General features: G+C 69.6%; 19 protein-coding genes and 4 tRNA genes. 16 read left to right on the top strand and 7 right to left on the bottom strand.

The genetic code is table 11. The features are described 5' to 3' along the window. The 3 genes from TR33_RS07735 to TR33_RS07725 all read left to right on the top strand — a co-directional run bounded on the left by TR33_RS07735 (position 1) and on the right by TR33_RS07725 (position 2,488). Complete coding sequence (locus TR33_RS07735; protein ID WP_042282635.1) at positions 1-1,203, top strand: aminotransferase class V-fold PLP-dependent enzyme; 1,203 nt, start codon at positions 1-3, stop codon at positions 1,201-1,203. A gap of 226 nt (positions 1,204-1,429) precedes the next feature. Then, positions 1,430-2,041, top strand: coding sequence for a TetR/AcrR family transcriptional regulator (locus TR33_RS07730; RefSeq protein ID WP_042282380.1), 612 nt, complete (start codon positions 1,430-1,432; stop codon positions 2,039-2,041). Between the two features lie 186 nt (positions 2,042-2,227). Then, positions 2,228-2,488: a PspC domain-containing protein gene (locus TR33_RS07725; RefSeq protein ID WP_014908525.1), complete on the top strand. Its 261-nt coding sequence runs from the start codon at positions 2,228-2,230 to the stop codon at positions 2,486-2,488. A 165-nt stretch (positions 2,489-2,653) separates the two neighbouring features. Here TR33_RS07725 and TR33_RS07720 read toward each other — a convergent pair whose 3' ends face one another. Both TR33_RS07720 and TR33_RS07715 read right to left on the bottom strand, forming a co-directional pair. Continuing rightward, on the bottom strand, positions 2,654-3,991 hold the full coding sequence (locus TR33_RS07720) for an MFS transporter (RefSeq protein ID WP_042282378.1): 1,338 nt from the start codon (positions 3,989-3,991) through the stop codon (positions 2,654-2,656). 226 nt (positions 3,992-4,217) lie between these two features. Further along, on the bottom strand, positions 4,218-4,568 hold the full coding sequence (locus TR33_RS07715) for a metallopeptidase family protein (RefSeq protein WP_014911118.1): 351 nt from the start codon (positions 4,566-4,568) through the stop codon (positions 4,218-4,220). Between the two features lie 85 nt (positions 4,569-4,653). Here TR33_RS07715 and TR33_RS07710 point away from each other — a divergent pair, with 85 nt between their 5' ends. The 4 genes from TR33_RS07710 (at position 4,654) to TR33_RS07695 (ending at position 6,647) form a co-directional block, all read left to right on the top strand. Then, positions 4,654-6,213: a metallophosphoesterase family protein gene (locus tag TR33_RS07710; RefSeq protein WP_108914128.1), complete on the top strand. Its 1,560-nt coding sequence runs from the start codon at positions 4,654-4,656 to the stop codon at positions 6,211-6,213. 91 nt (positions 6,214-6,304) lie between these two features. After that, positions 6,305-6,377, top strand: a tRNA-Glu gene (locus TR33_RS07705). A gap of 92 nt (positions 6,378-6,469) precedes the next feature. Beyond that, positions 6,470-6,544 (top strand) — tRNA-Asp (locus TR33_RS07700). A 29-nt stretch (positions 6,545-6,573) separates the two neighbouring features. Continuing rightward, positions 6,574-6,647, top strand: a tRNA-Phe gene (locus TR33_RS07695). A gap of 56 nt (positions 6,648-6,703) precedes the next feature. Here TR33_RS07695 and TR33_RS07690 read toward each other — a convergent pair. The 3 genes from TR33_RS07690 to TR33_RS07680 all read right to left on the bottom strand — a co-directional run bounded on the left by TR33_RS07690 (position 6,704) and on the right by TR33_RS07680 (position 8,434). Next, positions 6,704-6,919, bottom strand: a complete 216-nt coding sequence (locus tag TR33_RS07690; RefSeq protein WP_017534515.1) for a helix-turn-helix domain-containing protein — start codon at positions 6,917-6,919, stop codon at positions 6,704-6,706. Continuing rightward, positions 6,919-7,416 carry a DUF2975 domain-containing protein gene (locus TR33_RS07685; protein ID WP_042282377.1) on the bottom strand — a complete coding sequence of 166 codons (498 nt, stop codon included), beginning with the start codon at positions 7,414-7,416 and terminating at the stop codon, positions 6,919-6,921. Before TR33_RS07685 ends, TR33_RS07690 begins: the two co-directional genes overlap by 1 nt. An 88-nt stretch (positions 7,417-7,504) precedes the next feature. Further along, positions 7,505-8,434: a PP2C family protein-serine/threonine phosphatase gene (locus TR33_RS07680; RefSeq protein WP_017534517.1), complete on the bottom strand. Its 930-nt coding sequence runs from the start codon at positions 8,432-8,434 to the stop codon at positions 7,505-7,507. A 246-nt stretch (positions 8,435-8,680) separates the two neighbouring features. Here TR33_RS07680 and TR33_RS07675 point away from each other — a divergent pair, with 246 nt between their 5' ends. Then, a complete protein-coding gene (locus tag TR33_RS07675; RefSeq protein ID WP_042282374.1) occupies positions 8,681-9,469 on the top strand; it encodes an alpha/beta fold hydrolase in 789 nt (262 codons plus the stop codon). 45 nt (positions 9,470-9,514) lie between these two features. Here the strand turns inward: TR33_RS07675 and TR33_RS07670 are convergent, their stop codons facing one another. Beyond that, on the bottom strand, positions 9,515-9,922 hold the full coding sequence (locus tag TR33_RS07670) for an RNA-binding S4 domain-containing protein (RefSeq protein WP_014908956.1): 408 nt from the start codon (positions 9,920-9,922) through the stop codon (positions 9,515-9,517). A 98-nt stretch (positions 9,923-10,020) separates the two neighbouring features. Between TR33_RS07670 and TR33_RS07665 the strand changes: the two genes are divergently transcribed. After that, a tRNA-Asp gene (locus TR33_RS07665) sits at positions 10,021-10,095 on the top strand. A gap of 79 nt (positions 10,096-10,174) precedes the next feature. Continuing rightward, positions 10,175-10,900 (top strand): rRNA methyltransferase, encoded by a 726-nt coding sequence (locus tag TR33_RS07660; protein ID WP_042282373.1) that lies wholly within the window; start codon positions 10,175-10,177, stop codon positions 10,898-10,900. An 84-nt stretch (positions 10,901-10,984) separates the two neighbouring features. Here TR33_RS07660 and TR33_RS07655 read toward each other — a convergent pair whose 3' ends face one another. Next, on the bottom strand, positions 10,985-12,178 hold the full coding sequence (locus TR33_RS07655; protein ID WP_042282371.1) for an MFS transporter: 1,194 nt from the start codon (positions 12,176-12,178) through the stop codon (positions 10,985-10,987). A 173-nt stretch (positions 12,179-12,351) separates the two neighbouring features. Here TR33_RS07655 and TR33_RS07650 point away from each other — a divergent pair, with 173 nt between their 5' ends. The 6 genes from TR33_RS07650 to TR33_RS07625 all read left to right on the top strand — a co-directional run bounded on the left by TR33_RS07650 (position 12,352) and on the right by TR33_RS07625 (position 20,693). Continuing rightward, positions 12,352-16,038 (top strand): nitrate reductase subunit alpha, encoded by a 3,687-nt coding sequence (locus TR33_RS07650; protein ID WP_042282369.1) that lies wholly within the window; start codon positions 12,352-12,354, stop codon positions 16,036-16,038. Beyond that, entirely contained in the window at positions 16,035-17,801 is a 1,767-nt protein-coding gene (narH, locus tag TR33_RS07645; protein WP_017534522.1) for a nitrate reductase subunit beta, read from the top strand. The genes TR33_RS07650 and narH overlap by 4 nt, the downstream gene beginning before the upstream one ends. Beyond that, on the top strand, positions 17,798-18,529 hold the full coding sequence (narJ, locus tag TR33_RS07640) for a nitrate reductase molybdenum cofactor assembly chaperone (RefSeq protein WP_042282367.1): 732 nt from the start codon (positions 17,798-17,800) through the stop codon (positions 18,527-18,529). The genes narH and narJ overlap by 4 nt, the downstream gene beginning before the upstream one ends. Next, positions 18,526-19,278, top strand: coding sequence for a respiratory nitrate reductase subunit gamma (gene narI / locus TR33_RS07635; protein ID WP_017534524.1), 753 nt, complete (start codon positions 18,526-18,528; stop codon positions 19,276-19,278). The genes narJ and narI overlap by 4 nt, the downstream gene beginning before the upstream one ends. Before the next feature lie 53 nt (positions 19,279-19,331). Then, a complete protein-coding gene (locus TR33_RS07630) occupies positions 19,332-20,270 on the top strand; it encodes a DUF5996 family protein (RefSeq protein WP_014908784.1) in 939 nt (312 codons plus the stop codon). A gap of 135 nt (positions 20,271-20,405) precedes the next feature. Then, positions 20,406-20,693 carry a GNAT family N-acetyltransferase gene (locus TR33_RS07625; protein ID WP_014911052.1) on the top strand — a complete coding sequence of 96 codons (288 nt, stop codon included), beginning with the start codon at positions 20,406-20,408 and terminating at the stop codon, positions 20,691-20,693. Positions 20,694-20,724: the final 31 nt, after the last annotated feature.

The following is a 20,724-nucleotide window of genomic DNA, read 5'->3' as shown; positions in this document are numbered from 1 at the left end:
ATGACGATCGACCCGGAGACGACCGCACTCGACACCCCCGGCTGCCGGAACGGCCAGGTCTTCCTGGACAGCGCGGGCTCCTCCCTGGCGCCCGCGCGCGTGGCCGACACCGTCGTCGACCATCTGCGCAGGGAGACGGAGATCGGCGGCTACCGCGCGGCGGCGGAACGGGAGGAGGACCTGGAGGCGGGCTACTCCGTCTTCGCCGAACTGCTCGGATGCGCCCCCGAGGAGATCGCCTTCACCGACAGCGCCACGCGGTCGTGGTTCGCGGCCTTCCGGTCGATCCCCCTGAAGGAGAACGACCGGATCCTGATCACCGAGGTCGAATACGGAGGCAACGCCGTCGCCATGCTGCGTCGGGCCGAGGCGGTCGGGGCGAGCGTCGAGGTCGTCCCCTCCGACCCCTCCGGAGAGGTCTCCCCGACCGCGCTGCGCGAACTCCTGGACGAACGGGTCAGGTTCGTCTCCCTCGTGCACGCCCCCACCAACGGCGGTCTGCTGAATCCGGTACGCGAGGTGGTGGACGCCGCACACGACGCGGGGGCCCTCGTCCTCCTGGACGGATGCCAGTCCGTGGGCCAGATCTCGTGTCGCGCCGACGAGACCGGGGTCGACTTCATCGCCGGAACGGGACGCAAATGGCTGCGCGGCCCGCGCGGGACGGGCTTCCTGTACGCGCGCCGCTCCATCCTGGACGATCTGATCCTGGACGAGATCGACCACCACGGTGGGGAGTGGACCGCTCCGGACCGTACACGGGCCCGCGACGACGCCAAGGTGTTCGAGCTCTGGGAATCGAGCATCGCGGACCGGCTCGGGCTCATCGAGGCGGCGCGGTACGCCCTGGAACTCGGCGTCCCGGAGATCCGTGAGGCGGTCCGGGGCATCAGCGGCCGGCTGCGCGAGGGGCTCGCCCGGATCGAGGGTGTGAGAGTGCACGACCTGGGGGCCCGACACTCGGGGATCGTCACGTTCGACGTGGAGGGCGTGCCGGCGCCCGAGGTCGTGGCCGCCCTGGCGCGCGCCGACGTGACCGTGACGGTGAGCCGAGAGGCGTCGACACGGATCGATATGGAACGGCGCGGCCTGACGGAGATCGTCCGGGCCTCGCCGCACTACTTCGTCACCCCGCAGAGGGTGGACCGGGCGCTGGAGCTCGTCGAGGGCATCGTCCGAGGAGCCCGGAACGGGGGAGCGTAGCCCGGATCCCCCATGGGTCCGGTGCCGACGGGCGTTCACGCGGGGCCTTCGACACTTACCCCGTGTCACCGCCGTCGTGTACTTTCTAGCAACGCGTGCCCCCAAGGGCACGCTCCGCACGCGGGTCCGGTCCGTAAGGGCCGGACCCGCGTGCGTTGGGTGAAAAAATACACATTGAGAATGTTTGCACGGTCTGAAATTATTGGTCGTGTACTGGGGAGGACCGATGGGGCTGCGAGAGAGAAAGAAGCAGGCCACGAGGCGTGCACTCCAGGGCGCCGCGGTTCGGCTCACCCTGGAGCGCGGACTCGAGAACGTGACCGTGGAGGAGATCGCCGCCGCGGCCGAGGTCTCCGCGCGCACCTTCTTCAACTACTTCGCCACCAAGGAGGAGGCCCTCCTCGGGGACGGACCCTTCACACCCGGTGAACACGAACGCGAGGTGTTCGTCGAGGGCGGGCCCACCGGCGACTTCGTCGAAGACCTCATCGACCTGCTCATCGACTCCCTCCTGGGCTCCGGAGACCTCGCCACGCACCGGGCCGAGGCCGCCCGACGCAAGGAGCTCCTGGACCGCGAACCCCAGCTTCTGCCCGGTTTCCTCGCCCGACTGCATCGGGCCGAACAGGAACTGGCCGCCGCCATCGCGGAACGTTCCGGCACCCCCGCCGACGACATCCGCTCCTCGCTGATCGCCGCCTCCGCGATGTCCGTCATCCGGCACACCATGAAGCGTGTCCCCTACGGGGACGATCCGGATATCGAGGCGGCCCGTACCCTTCTGCGGCACGCCTTCCGCTCCCTGGGAGAGGCCTTCGGGCGCGACGAGCGCCCCTGATCGAGGCCTTCGCCGACATGTGTGGTCCAGATCTCCGGAACGTCACACCAGCCCCATCCGTCACACCTCACGCGGGGTTCGGCCCTGCCGAGGACCCTCCCCCGGAAGGGCCGGGGGGTGGAAGTCAGGGGCGGCCCAGGGCTGTCCCCGATGGGAAACGTCGCACCGAACGGGCAGGCTGGAACCATGAGCGAGAACTTCGGGAGCAAACGACTCCAGCGCAGTGATTCCGACCGTTTCCTGACCGGTGTCTGCGGCGGTATCGCCGCCTACACCGGCATCGACTCCACCCTGATCCGTGTCCTCTTCGCGGTCTTCACCCTGCTGGGCTTCAGTGGTGTGTTCGTCTACATCGTGGCCTGGCTGCTGATGCCGGCCGAGAGCGAGCGCCGTTCTCTGCTGGAGCAGATCATCCGTAACTTCCAGGGAAAGCCGAGTGATCGATGATGTGGAGCTTGAGGGCACACCCCGACTGGCGACGTCGGGACGCGCGCGTCCAGTGCGAGGAGCACGAGGCCGAGGAGGCCTGCGAGCCCCGCGGTGACCACGGGGGTACGGAGTGCTGACCCCGACCCGTGAGACCGTGAGGTCGGAGAGGGCCGGCCGGGCGGTCTAGGCCGCCTTCTCCGACTCGGTCTCCTCCATACGGGCGATGACCTCAGCGGACCGGCGGGACCACAGGACCGCCAAGAGGACGCCGAGGACCAGGGAGGCCGCGCCGGCCGTGACGATCACCGGACCGGTGCCGAAGGACTCCACGTAGTAGCTGGACACCAGGATGCCGACCCCTTGGGCCACCTGGATGCCCGAGGCCGCCAGGCCGAACGCCTGGGCCCGCCCCTCCCGGGGCACGCACAGGACGAAGGCCGCGTTGGCCACGAACTGGTAGGAGCCGGCCGCGCCGCACACCGCCAGGGCGAGCACCATCGCCCACAGCGGCATCTGGAAGACCCAGAGCAGGAGCGGGACCGACGTCAACGCGGCGAGCGGCCCCAGCAATCCGATCCTGGTCGTCGGAGGGACCAGACGGGTGAGGATCAGGCCGCCGAACAACGCCCCGATCGCCGCTCCGGCCATGATGAACCCCGCCGCGGTGGGGCCGCCGCCGGCCTCGGCGGCCATGGGCGTGGCCAACCCGTAGGGGATGCCGTACAGACCGGCGAGCCAGGCCATCAGGATCAGTACCCGCAGCTTGGGGTCGGAGAAGACGAGCTTCGCGCCGTCCCGGAACATCGACAGCAGGTGGGGGCGGCGTCCCGTCGTAGCCGGGCCGTCGGACGGAGCCTCCTCGCGCGGGGGCAGCGGACGCGCCTTGACACCCACCAGCAGGATCAGCGCGGACAGGGCGAAGAGCAGCCCCGTCCCCATCACCGTCACGTTGGGGCCCACGACGGCCACCGTCATGCCCCCCGCGATCAGACCGATGAGCATGCCCAACTGGGCGGTCAACTGGATGATCGTGGTGCTGGCCACGTAGCGCTCGCCCTGGATGATCTGGGTGAGCAGCGCCGCGCGGGCCGCGGCGAAGGGGATGCCCGGCAGGACCGAGAAGAACATCAGGCACCAGATCGCCCAGATCGGCATGCCCGGTACGCCGATGAGGACGATGACGCAGGCCCGCAGGACGTCGCAGGCCACCATCACCCGACGCCTGGGCAGGAGATCGGCGAGCCCGGGGAGCAAGGGGCCGCCGATCAACGGCGGCAGGAAGTTCAGCGCGAGCGTCACACCGGTCGCGAAGGCCGACTCGGTGACCTTGTAGACCAGCAGCGCGGTCGCGATGTTCAGCAGGTTGGTACCGATCACCGACAGGGCGTGGGCCAGCCAGATGGAACGGAACTCGCCGATCGCCATGACGTCGCGGTAACTGCTCCGCCATGTGTCGTCCCGTTCGGTGGAGGGCGCGCGCTCCTCGTCACCGGGGTCCCTGTCGATGTTCGGATCGCCCACCGGGCACTCCCTACTGTTACCGGGTTGTGATCACGCTGAGTCGTATCCCCATGACCAACGGTTCCGGAACGCGGGCCGGCCTGCAAGCGGGTCAGGAGTATTCGTATCTGATTCGTTGCTCCCGGTAACACCCGTGAATGCTGTTCTGCGCGGGGAACCCACGCGATGCACGGATCGTTCTCGCAGGTGAGGGCGGTGGAGCGGAGGACTCCCGGCCAGGGGCGCCTCAGCCCCAGCCGAGCTCGGTGAGACGGTCGTCGTCGATCCCGAAGTGGTGCGCGATCTCGTGAATCACGGTCACGCGGACCTCCTCCACCACCTGCTCCGGGGTATCGCAGATCCCGCAGATGTTGTTCCGGTAGATGAAGATCCGGTCGGGGAGCACCCCGAAGTACGCGTCGCCCCGCTCGGTGAGCGGGATCCCCTCGTACAGGCCCAGGAGCCCCTCCTCGGACTCCTCCTCGACCGTGATCACCACGTTGTCCATGAGCCGGGCCAGTTCGGGAGGGATACGGTCCAGGGCGTCGGCGACCAGTTCCTCGAAGTCCCTACGTGTCAGTTCCACCACACCTGTCATTGTGGGGCCTCCACGGCGCGGGGTGGAAGAGACATAACACTCTGCACGGGAGGAAGCATTGGGAACGGCCCCCGGCAACGGCATGATGGGGGATGTGTTGTCACAGATCCGCGCTTACGACCTTCGTGGTGCCCTCGACCGCACGCGCGAGCTGCTCGGCCGTGTGCGCGCGACCCTGGGCCGATGGCGCTCCGGACGCCCGTGGCGCTGGAGCTGTGTCGTCGTGGCCGGTCTGCTCGGCGGTTGGCTCGGCCTGGCCCTGGGCGGCCAGGTGGTCACCCCCATCGGCCCGGCCGACGTCACCTTCTCGCTGAGCCCGCAGTGGCACGGGGAGACGGTCGTCAACGTCGCCCCACTGGGGCAGCTGGCCTTCGACACCCACGCGGCGCCGCTGCGGATCGAGGCGGCCATCACCGACATCCGTCTGTCCGCCGCGGAGGAGATGTTCACCGACCCCGAGGCCATCGACCGTATGGCGGCGGGCATCGGAGCCGACCTCACCGACGGCGTGATCGCCCTCGTCCTGCGCTCTCTGATCGTGGCGGTCCTCGGGGCGGCCCTGATGGGGTTCCTGCTGTTCCGGAACGCCCAGCGCGCCCTGGCGAGCGCCCTCACCACCCTGGTCGTCCTGGTGGCCTCCGGGGGCGCGGCCGCCCTGACCTTCAACCCCAGCGCCATCGCCGAGCCGCGCTACACGGGTCTCATCGCGGGCGCTCCCCAGGTGGTGGGCAGCGCCGACGACGTGGTCAGTCGGTTCAGCGAGTACCAGGAGCAGCTCGCCGGCCTCGTCGGCAACGTGGCGATGATCTACGAGGCCACCTCGACCCTGCCGGTCTACGACGAGGACGAGTCGGTCATCCGCGTCCTGCACGTGTCCGACATCCAGCTCAACCCGGCGTCCTGGAGCATCATCGGCACCCTGCGGGAGCAGTACGCGGTGGACGTGATCGTGGACTCCGGCGACCTGACCGACCGGGGCAGCGCCGCCGAGGACGCCTTCGCCGAGGAGATCGGCAAGCTGGACGTGCCCTACGTCTGGGTGCGCGGACAGCACGACTCGATGGGCACGCAGCGGGCGGTCGCGGCCCAGCCCAACGCGGTGGTCCTCGACGACGACGTGGCCGAGGTCGGAGGACTCACCTTCTACGGGGCGGGCGATCCCCGGTTCACCCCGGACGCCACCCGACTCAACCCCGACGCCGCCGGAGTGGCGGCGCTGGGTGAGGAGCAGGCCGCGTCGATCGCCGGAGGAGACGACGACGTGGACGTGGCGATCCTGCACACCAGGACCCAGGCCCGCCCGTTCGACGGGGTGGTCCCCTTGGCCCTGGCCGGGAACGAGCACAGCAGATCCACCGAGCTCACCGACCTGGGCACCCGGTTCCTCGTACAGGGATCCACCGGAGGCGCGGGTCTGAGCGGTCTGGAACAGGGCAGGGGACGGCCCACGCCCTATCAGGCCTCCGTGCTGTACTTCGACGCCGAGACCGGAAGACTCCAGGCGCGCGACGACATCGATCTCGGAGGGATCGGCCTCACGTCCGCGCAGGTCGAACGGCATATCGAGGCCGACCCGGACCGTGTCGTCGGTGAGGTGCCCGAAGACGAGGACGAGGGTTCTCCGAGCGAGGAGCCCTCGTCCTGACCCGGGACCCGGCTCTTCAGGGGATTCGTCGGGATTCGGTTATCACTTTGGAGTTGGTGCGAATCTCCCCTATGCTGAGGGGGTCACACAGGCCCCCATCGTCTAGCGGCCTAGGACGCCGCCCTTTCAAGGCGGTAGCGCGGGTTCGAATCCCGTTGGGGGTACGAAGCGGTCAGACCACTGCCGGACATCTGGCAGAATGGGAACCGCAGCGAGACACACCGGGTCGGACCGGCCGGGTGTGGAAGCGCCACAAGGTCCTGTGGAGCAGTTAGGAGTGCTCGCCACCCTGTCAAGGTGGAGGCCGCGGGTTCAAATCCCGTCAGGACCGCAGGTATCGCCGACATCGTCGGTGATCGCGGCTAGGTAGCTCAGTCGGTACGAGCGTCCGCCTGAAAAGCGGAAGGTCGGCGGTTCGACCCCGCCCCTAGCCACATCGAAGAACGCCCGGGAGGCCACGGCCCCCGGGCGTTCGTCATGTCCGATCCGTTCACTCCGGTGCGTCCGGGACCCGGCGGAGGATGTCCCCGGGCTGACAGTCCAGGACACGGCAGATGGCGTCCAGGGTGCTGAACCGCACCGCCTTGGCCCGGCCGTTCTTCAACACGGCGACGTTGGCGGGGGTGATCCCCACGGCCTTGGCGAACTCTCCGACCGACATGCCGCGGCGGGCGAGCTGGACGTCCAGATCGACGATGATCGCCATCAGATCACTTCGGCCATCTCGGTCTGGAGGTTCGTCGCCTTGCGCAGCAGCCCGCGCATCAGGACCAGCAGCATCGCGAGGGCGGCGCCCACGACGGTGGTCACCATCGCCGCGCCCATCGCGCCGATCACGTCCATGTTGCCGTTGGGGGCGGGGATGTCCGCCACGGTCAGGTGTACCGCGATCCCGGCGGTGAGCAGGGTCGCCACGACCGTCGAGCCGATGATGACGTCCACCCACCGGAAGGCCCTGGGGGTGAAGAGGGCGTCGCGGTCAAGGATGCCGAGCAGGGCCCACACGGCGCCGAGGGCGACCTGGACGCAGGCCACGATGAGGACGGCGATCGTCACGTAGGGAGTGGCGAAGGGGGCGTACTGGGGGACGAGGGCGACCTCGTCGGCGGCCATGCCGGGGATGACCACGAACTGGCCGAAGAGTCCGACCAGGATCGCCGCGAGGGCGGCGGCGCGCAGCAGGATGATGAAGTAGCGATCCATATATCGACTATCGATCGTTTCCTATCGAAAATCAATATACCAAGAGGCTTTCGTGAGTGACGTGGATCACCATTCTTGAGGCGGGTGCTCAGGAGACGTGGTACGACTCCGATTCGGCCCAGGTGACCCCGTGCCAGCTCACGTGGTGGTCCGTGTGGTCGGAGTCCTTCGTGCACCAGTAGGTGACGCCGTCGCGCGACAGGAATCCGTCGCAGGCGATCCCCACGGCACGATCCTCGGCGAGCCTGCGCAGTGCGGGCTCCTCCTCGTCGAAGCCGCCGACCAGGTCCAGCCCGCCCAGGATCAGTTCCTGACGGGACGGATGCTCCGAGACGCGCATCGGCGACCGGACGACCAGCGCGGTGGCGTTGTCGTGACTTCCGCCTTCCCGCGCGGCCTCGATCAGGACGCGCGCGAGGGCCTCGGGGGTGTCCGCGTGCTCGTCGACCAACTCGGCGAGGAGGAGTTCGTCGACGTGGTCGTGCACGCCGTCGGAGGTCAACAGGACCAGCTCCGCCGCGGGCGCGGTGGTGGTGCCGATGTCGTCCGGGAGCACGGTGGCCACGGAGCGGGTCAGCGCGTGGTCGCGGATCCGGGCGAGATGGTCCGAGATGCCCCGGTCGCGCATCCTCTGGCCCTGCGTATGGTCCCTGGTATGCCGCAGCAGCCCCTCGCAGGGGCTCCAGGTCCAGACGCGGCAGTCCCCGACCCAGGCGATGTCGACGAGGTCGTCGGCGTCGCCCTGGCGGGCGTGGACCATCGCGCAGTCCGCTCCCGGATGGACGCGGGCGATCGCCTCGGACGCGGCCCGGAGCGCGTCCAGGGCGCTCCCCTCGGCCTCCGTGGCGGTGCGGGCGGCGAGCTCGGCGGCCTCACCCGTCCGTGGATGGTCGCCGAAGCCGTCGGCCAGGGAGGCGCACCACCCTTCGGAAGGGGTGAGGATCCGATGGGAGTGGGCGTCCTCCTGGTCGGCTCGCGGACCCTGGTCGGAGTCGGCGGCGATGACAGGGGTTCTCATACGCGCTCCTCAACCGGTGGTGGGTACTGGGAAGATGCTCGTCGAGGGGGGTTCGGTTCGAACCGAACGGGTGGAACGTGCCCCGATGCGGGGAGCCTCACGGCCGGGTGCGAGCCCGGTCACGCGCCTGTGCCCCACGAGGCCCCTTCCGTGCTCCACCACGACCAGTGGGAGACCCTACCGTGCCCTCCGTCGAGGGGGATCGCCCAGGTCGTTCGACGTTTATGTCCGGTAGTGTCCGTTGACGTGAACCACGCGATCGCCGCCGACGGAACCCGCCTCTGGTACGACGTCCACGGGGCGGGTGAGCCGTTGCTGCTCATCCACGGACAATCCCTCGACCACGAGATGTGGGAGGGGGTGTACACCGACCTCGCGGAACACCACCGTGTGGTGCGGATGGACCTGCGCGGAACCGGCGGCAGCGACGCTCCCGTCGACGGGCCCTACAGCATGGAACTGCTGGCCGGGGACGCCCAGGCGGTCCTGGACGACCTGGGGATCGACCGGGCCCACGTGTACGGCTTCTCCATGGGCGGCAAGGTCGCCCAGACCCTCGCCGCGTCGGCGCCGGAACGGGTCGGGGCGTTGGTGCTGGGGTCGACCGCGCCCGGCGGGGACAACGAGGTCGAGCGCCCCCACCACGCGTCGGTCGCCCTTCGCAAGGCCAACACCGAGGAGGGGCGCGACCTCATCGCCCACCTCTTCTACACGCCCGAGTGGGCCGACTCCCACCCGGAGACGGTCGCCCGGATCCTTCCGCGCAACCCGCTGCGGGCCCAGCGTCGTCACTACGAGGCCAGCCTCAAGCACGACGGGTGGGACCGCCTCCCGCTGATCCAGGCGCCGACCCTGGTGGTGCACGGCGAGGACGACGAGCTGACCCCGGTCGCCAACGCCGAACTGCTCGCCGAGCGGATCCCGGACGCCCGGACGTTGATCCTGCCCGGCGCCCGGCACGGCTACCCGCACGAGGCCGCGCCCAAGGCCACCGAGGCGGTCGTCGACTTCCTCGCCGACCACCCCTTGTCCTAGAGGGAGCGGATCAGCCCGATGGAGCCGGGACAGGGGGCGCTCGGGTCAGGCGGGCGGGGGGACGTCGGAGCGCAGGCGCTCCAGCATGCGGCGGTCCTTCTTGGTGGGGCGCCCGGCCCCGCGGTCGCGGCGGATCACCGGCCCGGTCGCCTCCGGCGGCGGGGTGGGGGTGAGGTCGTCGTAACAGCGGACCGCGAGAGGCGCCCCGACCCTCTTCACGATGATGTGGGTCACATCCACGATCCGGGTGATCCCGTGCAGACGCAGCCTCACCCGGTCCCCGACCTTGACCGTGGTGGCCGCCTTCGCGGGGCGGTCGTTGACGCGCACATGCCCGCCACGGCAGGCTTGAGCGGCGTCGGAGCGGGTCTTGGTGAGGCGTACCGCCCACAGCCACCGGTCCACCCGGGTGGTGTCGGGGCCGGAGGGCAGAGGGGTGGACGGGTCGGTCACGCCGGGATCCTCTCGTCGTACGAACGGCTTTCGAGTCACTCTAGGGCGCCGGCGGTACGAAGCGCTCCGAAGTCGCGCTAGAGTTGTACACGCAACGAGGTCCTGTGGAGCAGTTAGGAGTGCTCGCCACCCTGTCAAGGTGGAGGCCGCGGGTTCAAATCCCGTCAGGACCGCAGCATCGAAGGCCCGGTGTCCGCCGACACCGGGCCTTCGGCGTTGTCGGGGACGTTGTAGGCGAGACGGGGGACGGTTGTGAGCTACCGGTACGCCACGGAGCGTGCGGACCACTCGGCGTTGGCGAGCGGACAGGTACTGCGATCCGCACCGGGATACCCGGGCTTCCCCGTCAGACTGGCCGACGAACTCCTCCAGCGGGCGATGGTGCACGTCGAGGGCGACCGGGTCCGCCTGTGGGACCCCTGCTGCGGCAGCGGCTATCTGGTGACCGTCCTGGGCCTGCTCCACCGCGACCTGCTCACCCACGTGCGCGCGAGCGACGTGTCCTCGGACGCCGTCGGCATCGCCGCGCGCAACCTCGAACTCCTCACCGCAGAGGGACTGGCCGAACGCGAGCGCGAACTGCGACGTTCGGCGCGCGATTTCGGCAGGGTCGCCTTCGTGGAGCGGGCCGAGGCGGCGCGGGACCTGGCCGCGGGGTTGGCGGCGATGGGCGGCGACCTGCCGCACGAGTCCGCCGTGGCCGACGTCTTCTCCCTCACCGATCCGGTCGACGCCGATCTGGTGATCACCGATGTGCCCTATGGCGAGATGACGCACTGGGACGGAGAGGCCCCCGAGGACCCCGTCCGTGGGCTGCTCGCCTCGATGGGTCGGGTGCTGCCCCGCAACTCCGTGGTGGTGGTGACGGCCCGTACTCGCCGGGTCCGCCTCCCCGAAGGGGTGCGGGCGCTGGAGCGGGTGAAGGTCGGCAACCGCTCGGCGGTCCTGCTCCGGGCCCGGGACCTGGCCGCCCTGTAGGGGTCCGTCCACAGCCTGTGGACGAACCGAGGGCGGCGCGGAACGGACGTCCGTCCCGCACCGCCCCCATCGGGCGCGGCGGCCTCACCCCACCCGGCGAAAGGCCCGCGTCGTGTACAGGGCCACCAGGAGCGCGACCAGGGCCAGGAGGACGAAGCCGAGCGTGTAGGCCCCGGTGGCCTGGTAGACCACGCCCATCAACAGTGGCGGGAAGTAGCCGCCCAGGCCGCCCGCCGCGCCGACCAGACCGGTGACCGTGCCCACACGGGAGGGTTCGACCAACTTGGCCACCAGGGCGAACACCGCCCCGGTGCCGAGCCCCAGCGTCACGGCGATCAGGGTGAAGGAGAGTCCGGCCGGGAACTCCGCGGGCGGGTGCAGCGCCAGCACCAGGGCGAAGGCACAGGTGCCGAAGAAGGAGATCAGGCACACCTTCACGGGCCCGATCCGGTCCGACAGGATGCCTCCGACCGGTCGGGCGACGACCGCCGCCACCGCGAACCCGGCGGTACGCACGCCCGCGTCGGTCTGAGCGAAGTCGTAGGCGGTGGTGAGCAGGGTCGGCAGATAGGTCGAGAAGGCCACGAAACCGCCGAAGACCAGCGCGTACAGGGCCGACGCCTGCCAGGTGGCCTTCAGCTTGAGGGCCTCGCGGATGCGGGGGAGCGCGGGCTCGGTCCGGGGCCGCCATTCGGGGGCGTCACGGGCGAACATCCACATGACCACGCCCATCACGGCCAGGGCGACGCACATCAGCAGGTGGGTGGTGAACAGCCCCAGGCCCTCCACCAGGCGGGGCGTCAGAAAGGCCGACAGCGCGGTACCGCCCATGCCCGCGCCGAACACGCCGGTGGCGAACCCGCGCCTCTCGGGGCGGTACCAGGCGTTGACGAACGGTATGCCCGCCGCGAAGGAGGTGCCCGCGACGCCGAGGAAGAAGCCCCAGAACAGCAGCATTCCGTACGAGGCGGAGGAGAGGCCGACGAGGAAGGTCGGCACGATGCTCAGCAGGCACAGGGCCGTGAACATCACCCGGCCGCCGTAGCGGTCGGTGAGGGTGCCCACCGGGATGCGGCCGAGCGACCCCACCAGGACGGGGAAGGCGACCAGGATCGACGTCTGGGCCGGGGTCAGGTTCAACTCCTGGCTGTAGGTGCGTGACAGAGGGCCGATCAGGTTCCAGGCCCAGAAGGTCAGCGCGAACGCCGCCGTCGCCAGGGCGAGGTTGCCACCCGCCGCCCCGGAGCGGGTGGTCCGCTCCCCGACTTCCGCTCGCATTACGGCTCCTTCATATGTCGGCTATCGAGATTGTCGCTCCGAGCGGTGTGGGAAACGTGACATCCGTGCCGTACGAGGCATATTTATTAACGGAATGTGGTCGGGGCCGGAAGCGCTTTCCCGGGTTCTTCTCTTCGTCTTGGCAACGGGTGGGCAAATGGAGTGTCGTCTTCATGGCGGAACAGGGTAAAAGCGGTGGGGCGGGCGATGCCCTTCTCCGATTGGGGAATTACCTGACCGGATCGGAGTCGCTCGATCATGACCGGGCCCAGGTCAGGCATGGTGGGCGTGAGGGCGATGTCTTCTATCGCGACCGCTGGAGCCACGACCGTGTGGTGCGTTCGACGCACGGTGTCAACTGCACCGGTTCCTGTTCCTGGGATGTCTATGTAAAAGACGGAATCATCACCTGGGAAACGCAGGCCACGGATTATCCGTCGGTCGGTCCGGACCGTCCCGAGTACGAACCTCGGGGCTGTCCCCGGGGCGCCGCCTTCTCCTGGTACACGTATTCGCCGACCCGGGTCCGCTATCCCTACGCGCGCGGTGTCCTCCTCGAGATGTACCGGGAGGCCCGGGAACGTCTGGGCGATCCGGTGGCGGCCTGGGAGGAGATCACCACCGACCCCGCCAAGCGCCGCCGCTACCAGAGCGCGCGCGGCAAGGGCGGGCTCGTCCGCACCACCTGGGAGGAGGCCCTGGAGATCGCGGCCGCCTCCCACGTGTTCACCATCAAGAGGTACGGCCCGGACCGGATCGCCGGCTTCTCGCCGATCCCGGCGATGTCCATGGTCTCCCACGGCGTGGGCGCGCGCTTCGTGAACCTGCTGGGCGGCTCCATGCTGTCCTTCTACGACTGGTACGCCGACCTGCCGGTGGCCTCACCACAGGTGTTCGGCGACCAGACCGACGTCCCGGAGTCCGGTGACTGGTGGGACGCCGCCTACCTCGTCCTGTGGGGCTCCAACGTCCCCGTCACCCGTACGCCCGACGCTCACTGGATGGCCGAGGCCCGTTACCGGGGCCAGAAGGTGGTCGTGGTCTCCCCGGACTACAACGACGCCGCGAAGTTCGCCGACGAGTGGGTGGCCCCGCATCCGGGCACCGACGGGGCGCTGGCCATGGCGATGGGGCACGTGATCCTGCGGGAACGTTTCGTCGAGAAGCCCACCCCGCGGTTCCTGGAGTACGCCCGTGCCTACACCGATCTGCCCTTCCTCGTGGCCCTGGAGAAACGCGACGGACGTCTGGTGCCGGGCAAGTTCCTCACCGCCGCCGACCTGGAGGGGGAGGAGGAGACGGCCAACGCCGACTGGAAGCCGCTGTTCTGGGCCGAGGGCGACGAGGCCCCGGTCGCCCCCAACGGCACGATCGGTCACCGTTGGGGAGAGGACGGCGAGGGCCGGTGGAACCTGGACCTGGAGGGCCGGGTCCCCGAACTCACCTTCTACGCGGCGGGCGCCGAGGCGGCCGAGGTCGCCCTGCCCCGCTTCGACACCCCCGACGGCTCGGCCGAGGTCGAGATCCGGGGCGTTCCGGTCCGCAGGGTCGCCGGTCGTCTGGTCACGACCGTCTTCGACCTGCTCCTGGCCCGGTACGGGGTCTCCCGACCGGGCCTTCCGGGCGTCTGGCCCGCCGGTTACGACGACCCGGACGGCGCCTGCACCCCGGCCTGGCAGGAGACCCTGACCTCGGTTCCGGCCGACCGGGCGGTGCGCATCGCCCGGGAGTTCGCCGACACCGCCGAGGCCAGCGGGGGACGGGCGATGATCGTGCTCGGGGCCGGCACCAACCAGTGGTTCCACGGGGAGAACGCCTACCGTTCGTTCCTGACCCTGCTGTTGCTCACCGGCTGTCAGGGCGTCAACGGCGGAGGGTGGGCGCACTACGTCGGTCAGGAGAAGTGCCGTACCGCCACGGGCTGGGCGGCCTACGCCTCGGCGATGGACTGGTCGCGTCCGCCGCGCTTCATGGCCGGGACCGCCTACTGGTACCTGCACACCGACCAGTGGCGCTACGACACCTACAAGGCCGACGCGCTCATGTCCCCGCTGGGGCCGGGCCGGGTCAGGGGCAGGCACACCGCCGATCTGGTCGCCGCCTCGGCCCGGATGGGGTGGATGCCCTCCTATCCGACCTTCAACCGCAACCCGATCCAGCTCGGCAAGGAGGCCCTGGAACGGGAGCGGGATCCGGCCGAGTACGTGGCCGACCAGCTCGCCGACGGCACGCTGCGCTTCGCCGCCGAGGATCCCGACGACCCGGCCAACTGGCCCCGGACGCTCACGCTCTGGCGGTCCAACCTGTTCGGTTCCTCGGCCAAAGGAGACGAGTACTTCCTCAAACACCTGTTGGGCACCCACTCCAACCTTCAGAGCGAACCGGCCGGGCCCGACCACCGGCCCAGGGACGTCACCTGGCGGGAGGAGACACCGGAGGGCAAGCTCGACCTGCTGGTCACTCTCGACTTCCGGATGACCAGCTCCACCCTGCTGTCGGACATCGTGCTGCCCGCCGCCACCTGGTACGAGAAGCACGACCTGTCCACCACGGACATGCACCCCTACGTGCACGCCTTCAACCCGGCGATCGATCCGCCCTGGGAGACCCGCACCGACTTCGACATCTTCCACTCCCTGGCGAGGGTGTTCAGCGAGCTGGCGGTCGACCACCTCGGCGAGGTCACCGACCTGGTGGCCGTCCCCCACCAGCACGACACGGAGGGGGAGCTGGCCCAGCCGCACGGTGTGCCGCCGGACTGGAAGGAGGCGGGGGAGCGCCCCGTCCCGGGCCGGACGATGCCGGGGGTCGTCCCGGTCCGTCGCAACTACGCGGCCGTCGCCCAGAAACTGGCCGCGCTGGGGCCGCTCGCGGAGGGCAAGGGGCTGCCGGTCAAGGGGGTCTCCTTCACACCGGACCGGGAGATCGACTGGCTCCGCGAGAGCAACGGGGCCGTGCGCGGCGGGGTCGCCGACGGGCGCCCTTCCCTGGACACCGACGTCAAGGTCTGCGAGATGATCCTCGCTCTGTCGGGGACCAGCAACGGACGTCTGGCCGCCCAGGGGTTCGAACGTCTGGCCGCGCGCACCGGGACCGACATGGACGAGTTGATCGCCCACGCCGCCGAACGCAGGGTGGTCTTCGCCGACGCCGCGCGAGGCCCCACGCCGGTGGGAACCAGCCCGGAATGGTCGGGCAAGGAGTCCTCGGACCGCCGCTACTCGCCCTTCACCATCAACCTCGAGCACGACAAGCCCTGGCACACGCTCACGGGGCGCCAGCACTTCTATCTGGACCACGACTGGATGCACGAGTTCGGCGAGGCGTTGCCGGTGTACCGGCCGCCCCTGGACGTGTCGTCGCTCTTCGGCGAGCCCCGGCTCGGGCCGACCGGGCAACTGGAGGTGGTGGTGCGCTACCTCACCCCGCACTCCAAGTGGAGCATCCACTCCGAATACCAGGACAACCTGCTCATGCAGACCCTGTCCCGGGGCGGCCCCACCATCTGGATGAGCGTGGCCGACGCCGAGGCCATCGAGGCCTCCGACAACGACTGGGTCGAGGCGGTCAACCGCAACGGTGTGGTGGCGGCCCGCCTGGTGGTCTCCCACCGGATGCCGACCGGGACGGTCTACATGCACCACGCCCAGGAGCGCACCATCGACGTGCCCAAGACCGAGACCACGGGACGTCGCGGCGGCATCCACAACTCGCTCACCCGACTGCTCGTCAAACCCACCCACCTCATCGGCGGTTACGCGCAGCTCACCTACGCCTTCAACTACCTCGGGCCGACGGGGAACCAGCGCGACGAGGTCACGGTCGTGCGCAAGCGCGTGACGGAGGTGCGGTACCGATGAAGGACGCCGGAACGTCCCGTTCGACGGGGGAGAGGGACACCAGACCGATCGGCCGGGTGATGGCGCAGGTCGCCATGGTGATGAACCTCGACAAGTGCATCGGCTGCCACACCTGCTCGGTCACCTGCAAGCAGGCGTGGACCAACCGGAGCGGCGTCGAGTACGCCTGGTTCAACAACGTGGAGACCCGCCCGGGCCAGGGCTATCCCCGGACCTACCAGGACCAGGAACGCTGGAAGGGCGGCTGGGTCCGTCGGCCGGACGGGACACTGGTGCCGCGTTCGGGGGGACGGCTCAAACGGTTGGCCACGATCTTCGCCAACCCGGTGATGCCCTCCATCCAGGACTACTACGAGCCCTGGACCTACGACTACGACACGTTGATCAACGCTCCGGCGGGCGACGACTTCCCGGTGGCCGAGCCCCGCTCGGCGCTCACCGGAAGACCGATGAAGGTCGAGTGGAGCGCCAACTGGGACGACGATCTGGGCGGCGGCCCCGAACTGGCCTCTCAGGACCCGATCGTGCGCAGGCTCGGCGACAAGGTGCGGTTGTCCTTCGAGGACACCTTCATGTTCTACCTGCCGCGCATCTGCGAGCACTGCCTGAACCCGTCGTGTGTGGCCACCTGTCCGAGCGGGGCCCTCTACAAGCGGGTGGAGGACGGGATCGTCCTGGTCGACCAGGACCGTTGCCGGGGCTGGCGTATGTGCGTGACCGGCTGCCCGTACAAGAAGATCTACTTCAACCACAAGACGGGCAAGGCCGAGAAGTGCACCTTCTGCTATCCGCGGGTGGAGGTGGGCATGCCGACCATCTGCTCCGAGACCTGTGTGGGACGCCTGCGCTACCTGGGGGTGGTCCTCTACGACGCCGACCGGGTCGGTGAGGCCGCCTCCGTGGAGGACGAGAAGGACCTCTATGAGGCCCAACTGGGGGTCTTCCTCGATCCGGACGACCCGGCGGTCCGCGCCGCCGCCCGCCGCGACGGCATCCCGGATCGCTGGGTGGACTCCGCCGCCCGCTCACCGGTCTACGCGCTGGCCGAACGCTTCCGGGTGGCGCTGCCGCTGCACCCGGAGTACCGCACCATGCCGATGGTCTGGTACATCCCGCCGCTGTCCCCGGTGGTGGACACGCTCACCCGTACCGGTCACGACGGTGAGGACAAGGACAACCTCTTCGGGGCCATCGACACGTTGCGCATCCCCGTCGAGTACCTGGCCGAACTGTTCACGGCGGGGGACACCGGCCCGGTCGACCTGGTGCTGCGCAGGCTCGCCGCCATGCGCTCCTACATGCGCCGGATCAACCTGGGACAGGAACGCGACGAGTCGATCGCCTCCGACGTCGGCATGACCGGCGGGGAGATCGAGGACATGTACCGGTTGTTGGCCCTGGCCAAGTACGACGAGCGGTACGTCGTACCGACCGCCTACGGGGTGGACGAGGCCGACCGGGGGGTCATCGAGGAGGTCGGGTGCTCCCTGGACTTCGACGGCGGCCCCGGCATGGGAGGGATGGGCGGCGAGGTCCCCTTCGGGGAGGCCTCCGGACGTCCCGACGAGGCGTCGGTGGAGACCTTCCACGCGCTTCGCGAACGGCAGACCGCCGAGGGGCGATCGGGTACCGGTGGCCGCGTCAACCTGCTGAACTGGGACGGTAACGGCCGTCCCGACGGACTCTTCCCACCCCGCGAGGGTGGCGACACCGACGACGAACGGGGCGGGGATCCCGGCCCGCGTGAGGAGGGTCGGACATGAGAACCACCACCGACGGCACGAACGACGACGGGACGCGTACCGGATCCGGCTGGCTCGGAGCCGCGAGGGCCGAACGCCGCGCGCACGCCCGCGCCGTCACCCACCAGGCCGCCTCGGTCCTGCTCGGCTACCCGGACCAGACCTTCTTCGAACAGCTGCCGCTCGTGGCGCGCGCCGTCGCGGAGCTGCCCCGGGGGCCGGCCCGTTCCGAATTGCTGGGGTTCTGCGAGCACGCCTCCATCACGCCGGAGCTCGAACTGTCCGCGCACTACGTGGACGTGTTCGACCTGCGTCGTCGCAGGGCGCTGCACATGACCTACTACACCGACGGGGACACCCGTCGCCGAGGTCACGCGTTGGCGGAGATCAAGCGGGTCTACTCGGAGGCGGGCTGGCGGGTCCACGCCCGTGAGCTGCCCGACCACCTGGCCGTGATGCTGGAGTTCGCCGCGCGGGGGGACGCCGACGCCGGTCAGGAACTGCTGGTCCTGCACCGGGCCGGTCTCGACCTGCTGTCCGAGGCCCTGCGCGAGCACGGCACCCCCTACGCGGGGGTGATCGAGGCGGTCCGGAGCACGCTCCCCTCGCCGCGCCCCGCCGACGAGGAACGCGCCCGCCGTCTGGCCTCCGAGGGGCCGCCCGCCGAGGACGTGGGGATGGAGCCCTACAGGGTGGTGCGCCCCCGGGAGCCGTTGCCGCTGACGGACGTGACCTGGAGGAACGCATGAGCGGGTACGGTCCGGTCGACCTGCTGCTGTGGGGCGTTCTGCCCTACGTGGTGCTGGTGCTCGTGGTGGGCGGTCTGATCTGGCGCTACCGCTACGACCGGTTCGGCTGGACCACGCGCTCCTCGGAGCTGTACGAGTCACGGCTGCTGCGGATCGGCAGCCCGCTCTTCCACTTCGGTCTGTTGGTGGTCATCGTGGGCCACGTCGTGGGTCTGCTGATCCCGGACACCTGGACGCGCGCTCTGGGCGTCTCCGACACGCTCTACCACGTGAGCGCGCTCTCCCTGGGGCTGATCGCGGGGTTCTGCACGCTCGCCGGGATCGCCCTGCTCGTCTGGCGAAGGCGGACCACGGGTCCGGTCTTCAGCGTCACCACCCGCAACGACAAGCTCATGTACGTGGTCCTGGTCCTGGCGATCGTGACCGGTCTGGGCATGACCGTGTACTTCGCGGGGGTGGAACTCGCGGGCGGACGCACCGGCGACTACCGGGAGACGGTGTCGCCGTGGTTCCGTTCGATCTGGATCCTGCGTCCCGACGTGGCCGCCATGGCCGCCTCCGACGCCCCGTACAAGCTGCACGCCCTGATGGGACTGGGGCTGTTCGCCCTGCTGCCCTTCACCCGGCTCGTCCACGCCTTCAGCGCGCCGGTCGGCTACCTGTTCCGCCCCTACGTCGTCTACCGCACCCGCGACCCGCAACCGGCCGCCGCGGGCCAGGCCCGACGGCCGGCCCGACGGGGCTGGTGAACCGGCACGAGGGCGCCTCGGCCGGCCGAACGCACATCACCTATGGAGTATCCATGGAGCTCTTCCCGGCGTTCCCGCTCGAAGAGTGGAACGAGACCAAGCAGACCGTCCACCGCTTCGAGCAGATCGTGGGCAAGGTCCGCCTACAGCACAGCCCGCGACGCAACCACTGGTGGAACGTGCCCTTCCACCTGACCGGAAGCGGGATCACCACCCGACCGATGGGGATGGTGGACGGCAACCCGATCTTCACCATCGACTTCGATTTCGTCCGCCACCTGTTGATCGCGAGCAACCTGGAAGGTGACACCGCCTCGTTCCCCCTCCAAGGGAACAGCGTCGCCTCGTTCTACCTGCGTCTGCAATCGGCGCTGGACTCGTTGGGGGTGGACGGCGGGATCCCGGTCGCGTTCCCGTTCGACCTGCCCGACGCCGACCGTCCCTTCGCTGAGGACCACGAGCACGCCGTCTACGTGCCCGAACACGCCACGCGGTACTGGCGGATCCTGAGCCGGGTCAATCTGATCCTGGAGGAGTTCGCGTCCGGTTTCTCCGGTAAGACCAGCCCCGTGCACCACTTCTGGCACACCTTCGACATCGCCGTCACCCGCTTCTCGGCGCACACCATCGTGCAGCCGGAGGAGGCGGGGGAGCTGGTGCGCGAGGCCTACTCGCGCGAGGTGGTGAGCTTCGGCTTCTGGTTCGGTGACGACAACGTCCCCGAACCCTGCTTCTACGCCTACGCGGCGCCCGAGCCCGAGGGGCTCACCGAGGAACCGTTGAGCCCCTCGTTCGCGGAGTGGAGGCCCAGCGGGCACGGGCACCTGGCGCTGCTGCGCTACGCGGACGCGCGCGAGACCGAGGATCCGCGGGCCACCGTCCTGGAGTTCCTCCAGAGCGCCTACCTGGCGGGCGCCCGCAGACTCGGCTGGGACGTCGACGCCCTCGCCTGCCCGGGCGGGGTGACCGACCCCTATCTGGCCGGTCACTGACCCGGACGGACGGTCCCGGCGGGAGCGGGCCGGGGCCCGATGTGTGCGCGAGCGGGGGATATGGGAACGTTTCCTTTGCAGGACCTCGACGCGCACACTCCGTGCGTGTCGGACGCACGGAGTTGGGGCACAGGCATGGAACTGACCGTCGTCGACGCACCGGAACGGTCGCGGTTCGAGGTGAGCACGGACGGCCGAGTGATCGGCTTCTCCGCCTACCACCTGATCGCCGAGGGGGTCCTGGCGCTTCCGCACGTGGAGGTGGAACCCGCCTTCGAGGGGCGCGGAGTGGCCGGCACGTTGATGCGCGAGTCCCTGGACATGATCCGTGAGCGGAAGCTGAGGATCGTTCCGATCTGCCCCTTCGCCCAGTCCTTCATCGAGCGCAACCCGGAGTACGCGGATCTCGTCCACGAGGGGTGAACGGCCCGTTCGACAGGCCGTTATGCCTCCG

The organism is Nocardiopsis alba, assembly GCF_000710955.1.
GTDB classification, from domain to species: domain Bacteria; phylum Actinomycetota; class Actinomycetes; order Streptosporangiales; family Streptosporangiaceae; genus Nocardiopsis; species Nocardiopsis alba.
Note: the sequence above shows the minus strand (reverse complement) of the source record. Positions and strands in the feature narration are given on the sequence as shown.

What these genes read in the sequence shown, in the direction of transcription:
- TR33_RS07725 (WP_014908525.1), top strand. Translation starts at nt 2,228, where the DNA reads ATGAGCGAGAACTTCGGGAGCAAACGACTCCAGCGCAGTGATTCCGAC.
- TR33_RS07715 (WP_014911118.1), bottom strand. Translation starts at nt 4,568, where the DNA reads ATGACAGGTGTGGTGGAACTGACACGTAGGGACTTCGAGGAACTGGTC.
- TR33_RS07680 (WP_017534517.1), bottom strand. Translation starts at nt 8,434, where the DNA reads ATGAGAACCCCTGTCATCGCCGCCGACTCCGACCAGGGTCCGCGAGCC.
- TR33_RS07735 (WP_042282635.1), top strand. Translation starts at nt 1, where the DNA reads ATGACGATCGACCCGGAGACGACCGCACTCGACACCCCCGGCTGCCGG.
- TR33_RS07655 (WP_042282371.1), bottom strand. Translation starts at nt 12,178, where the DNA reads ATGCGAGCGGAAGTCGGGGAGCGGACCACCCGCTCCGGGGCGGCGGGT.
- narJ (WP_042282367.1), top strand. Translation starts at nt 17,798, where the DNA reads ATGAGAACCACCACCGACGGCACGAACGACGACGGGACGCGTACCGGA.
- narH (WP_017534522.1), top strand. Translation starts at nt 16,035, where the DNA reads ATGAAGGACGCCGGAACGTCCCGTTCGACGGGGGAGAGGGACACCAGA.
- TR33_RS07690 (WP_017534515.1), bottom strand. Translation starts at nt 6,919, where the DNA reads ATGGCGATCATCGTCGATCTGGACGTCCAGCTCGCCCGCCGCGGCATG.
- TR33_RS07685 (WP_042282377.1), bottom strand. Translation starts at nt 7,416, where the DNA reads ATGGATCGCTACTTCATCATCCTGCTGCGCGCCGCCGCCCTCGCGGCG.
- TR33_RS07730 (WP_042282380.1), top strand. Translation starts at nt 1,430, where the DNA reads ATGGGGCTGCGAGAGAGAAAGAAGCAGGCCACGAGGCGTGCACTCCAG.
- TR33_RS07625 (WP_014911052.1), top strand. Translation starts at nt 20,406, where the DNA reads ATGGAACTGACCGTCGTCGACGCACCGGAACGGTCGCGGTTCGAGGTG.
- narI (WP_017534524.1), top strand. Translation starts at nt 18,526, where the DNA reads ATGAGCGGGTACGGTCCGGTCGACCTGCTGCTGTGGGGCGTTCTGCCC.
- TR33_RS07650 (WP_042282369.1), top strand. Translation starts at nt 12,352, where the DNA reads ATGGCGGAACAGGGTAAAAGCGGTGGGGCGGGCGATGCCCTTCTCCGA.
- TR33_RS07630 (WP_014908784.1), top strand. Translation starts at nt 19,332, where the DNA reads ATGGAGCTCTTCCCGGCGTTCCCGCTCGAAGAGTGGAACGAGACCAAG.
- TR33_RS07710 (WP_108914128.1), top strand. Translation starts at nt 4,654, where the DNA reads ATGGGGGATGTGTTGTCACAGATCCGCGCTTACGACCTTCGTGGTGCC.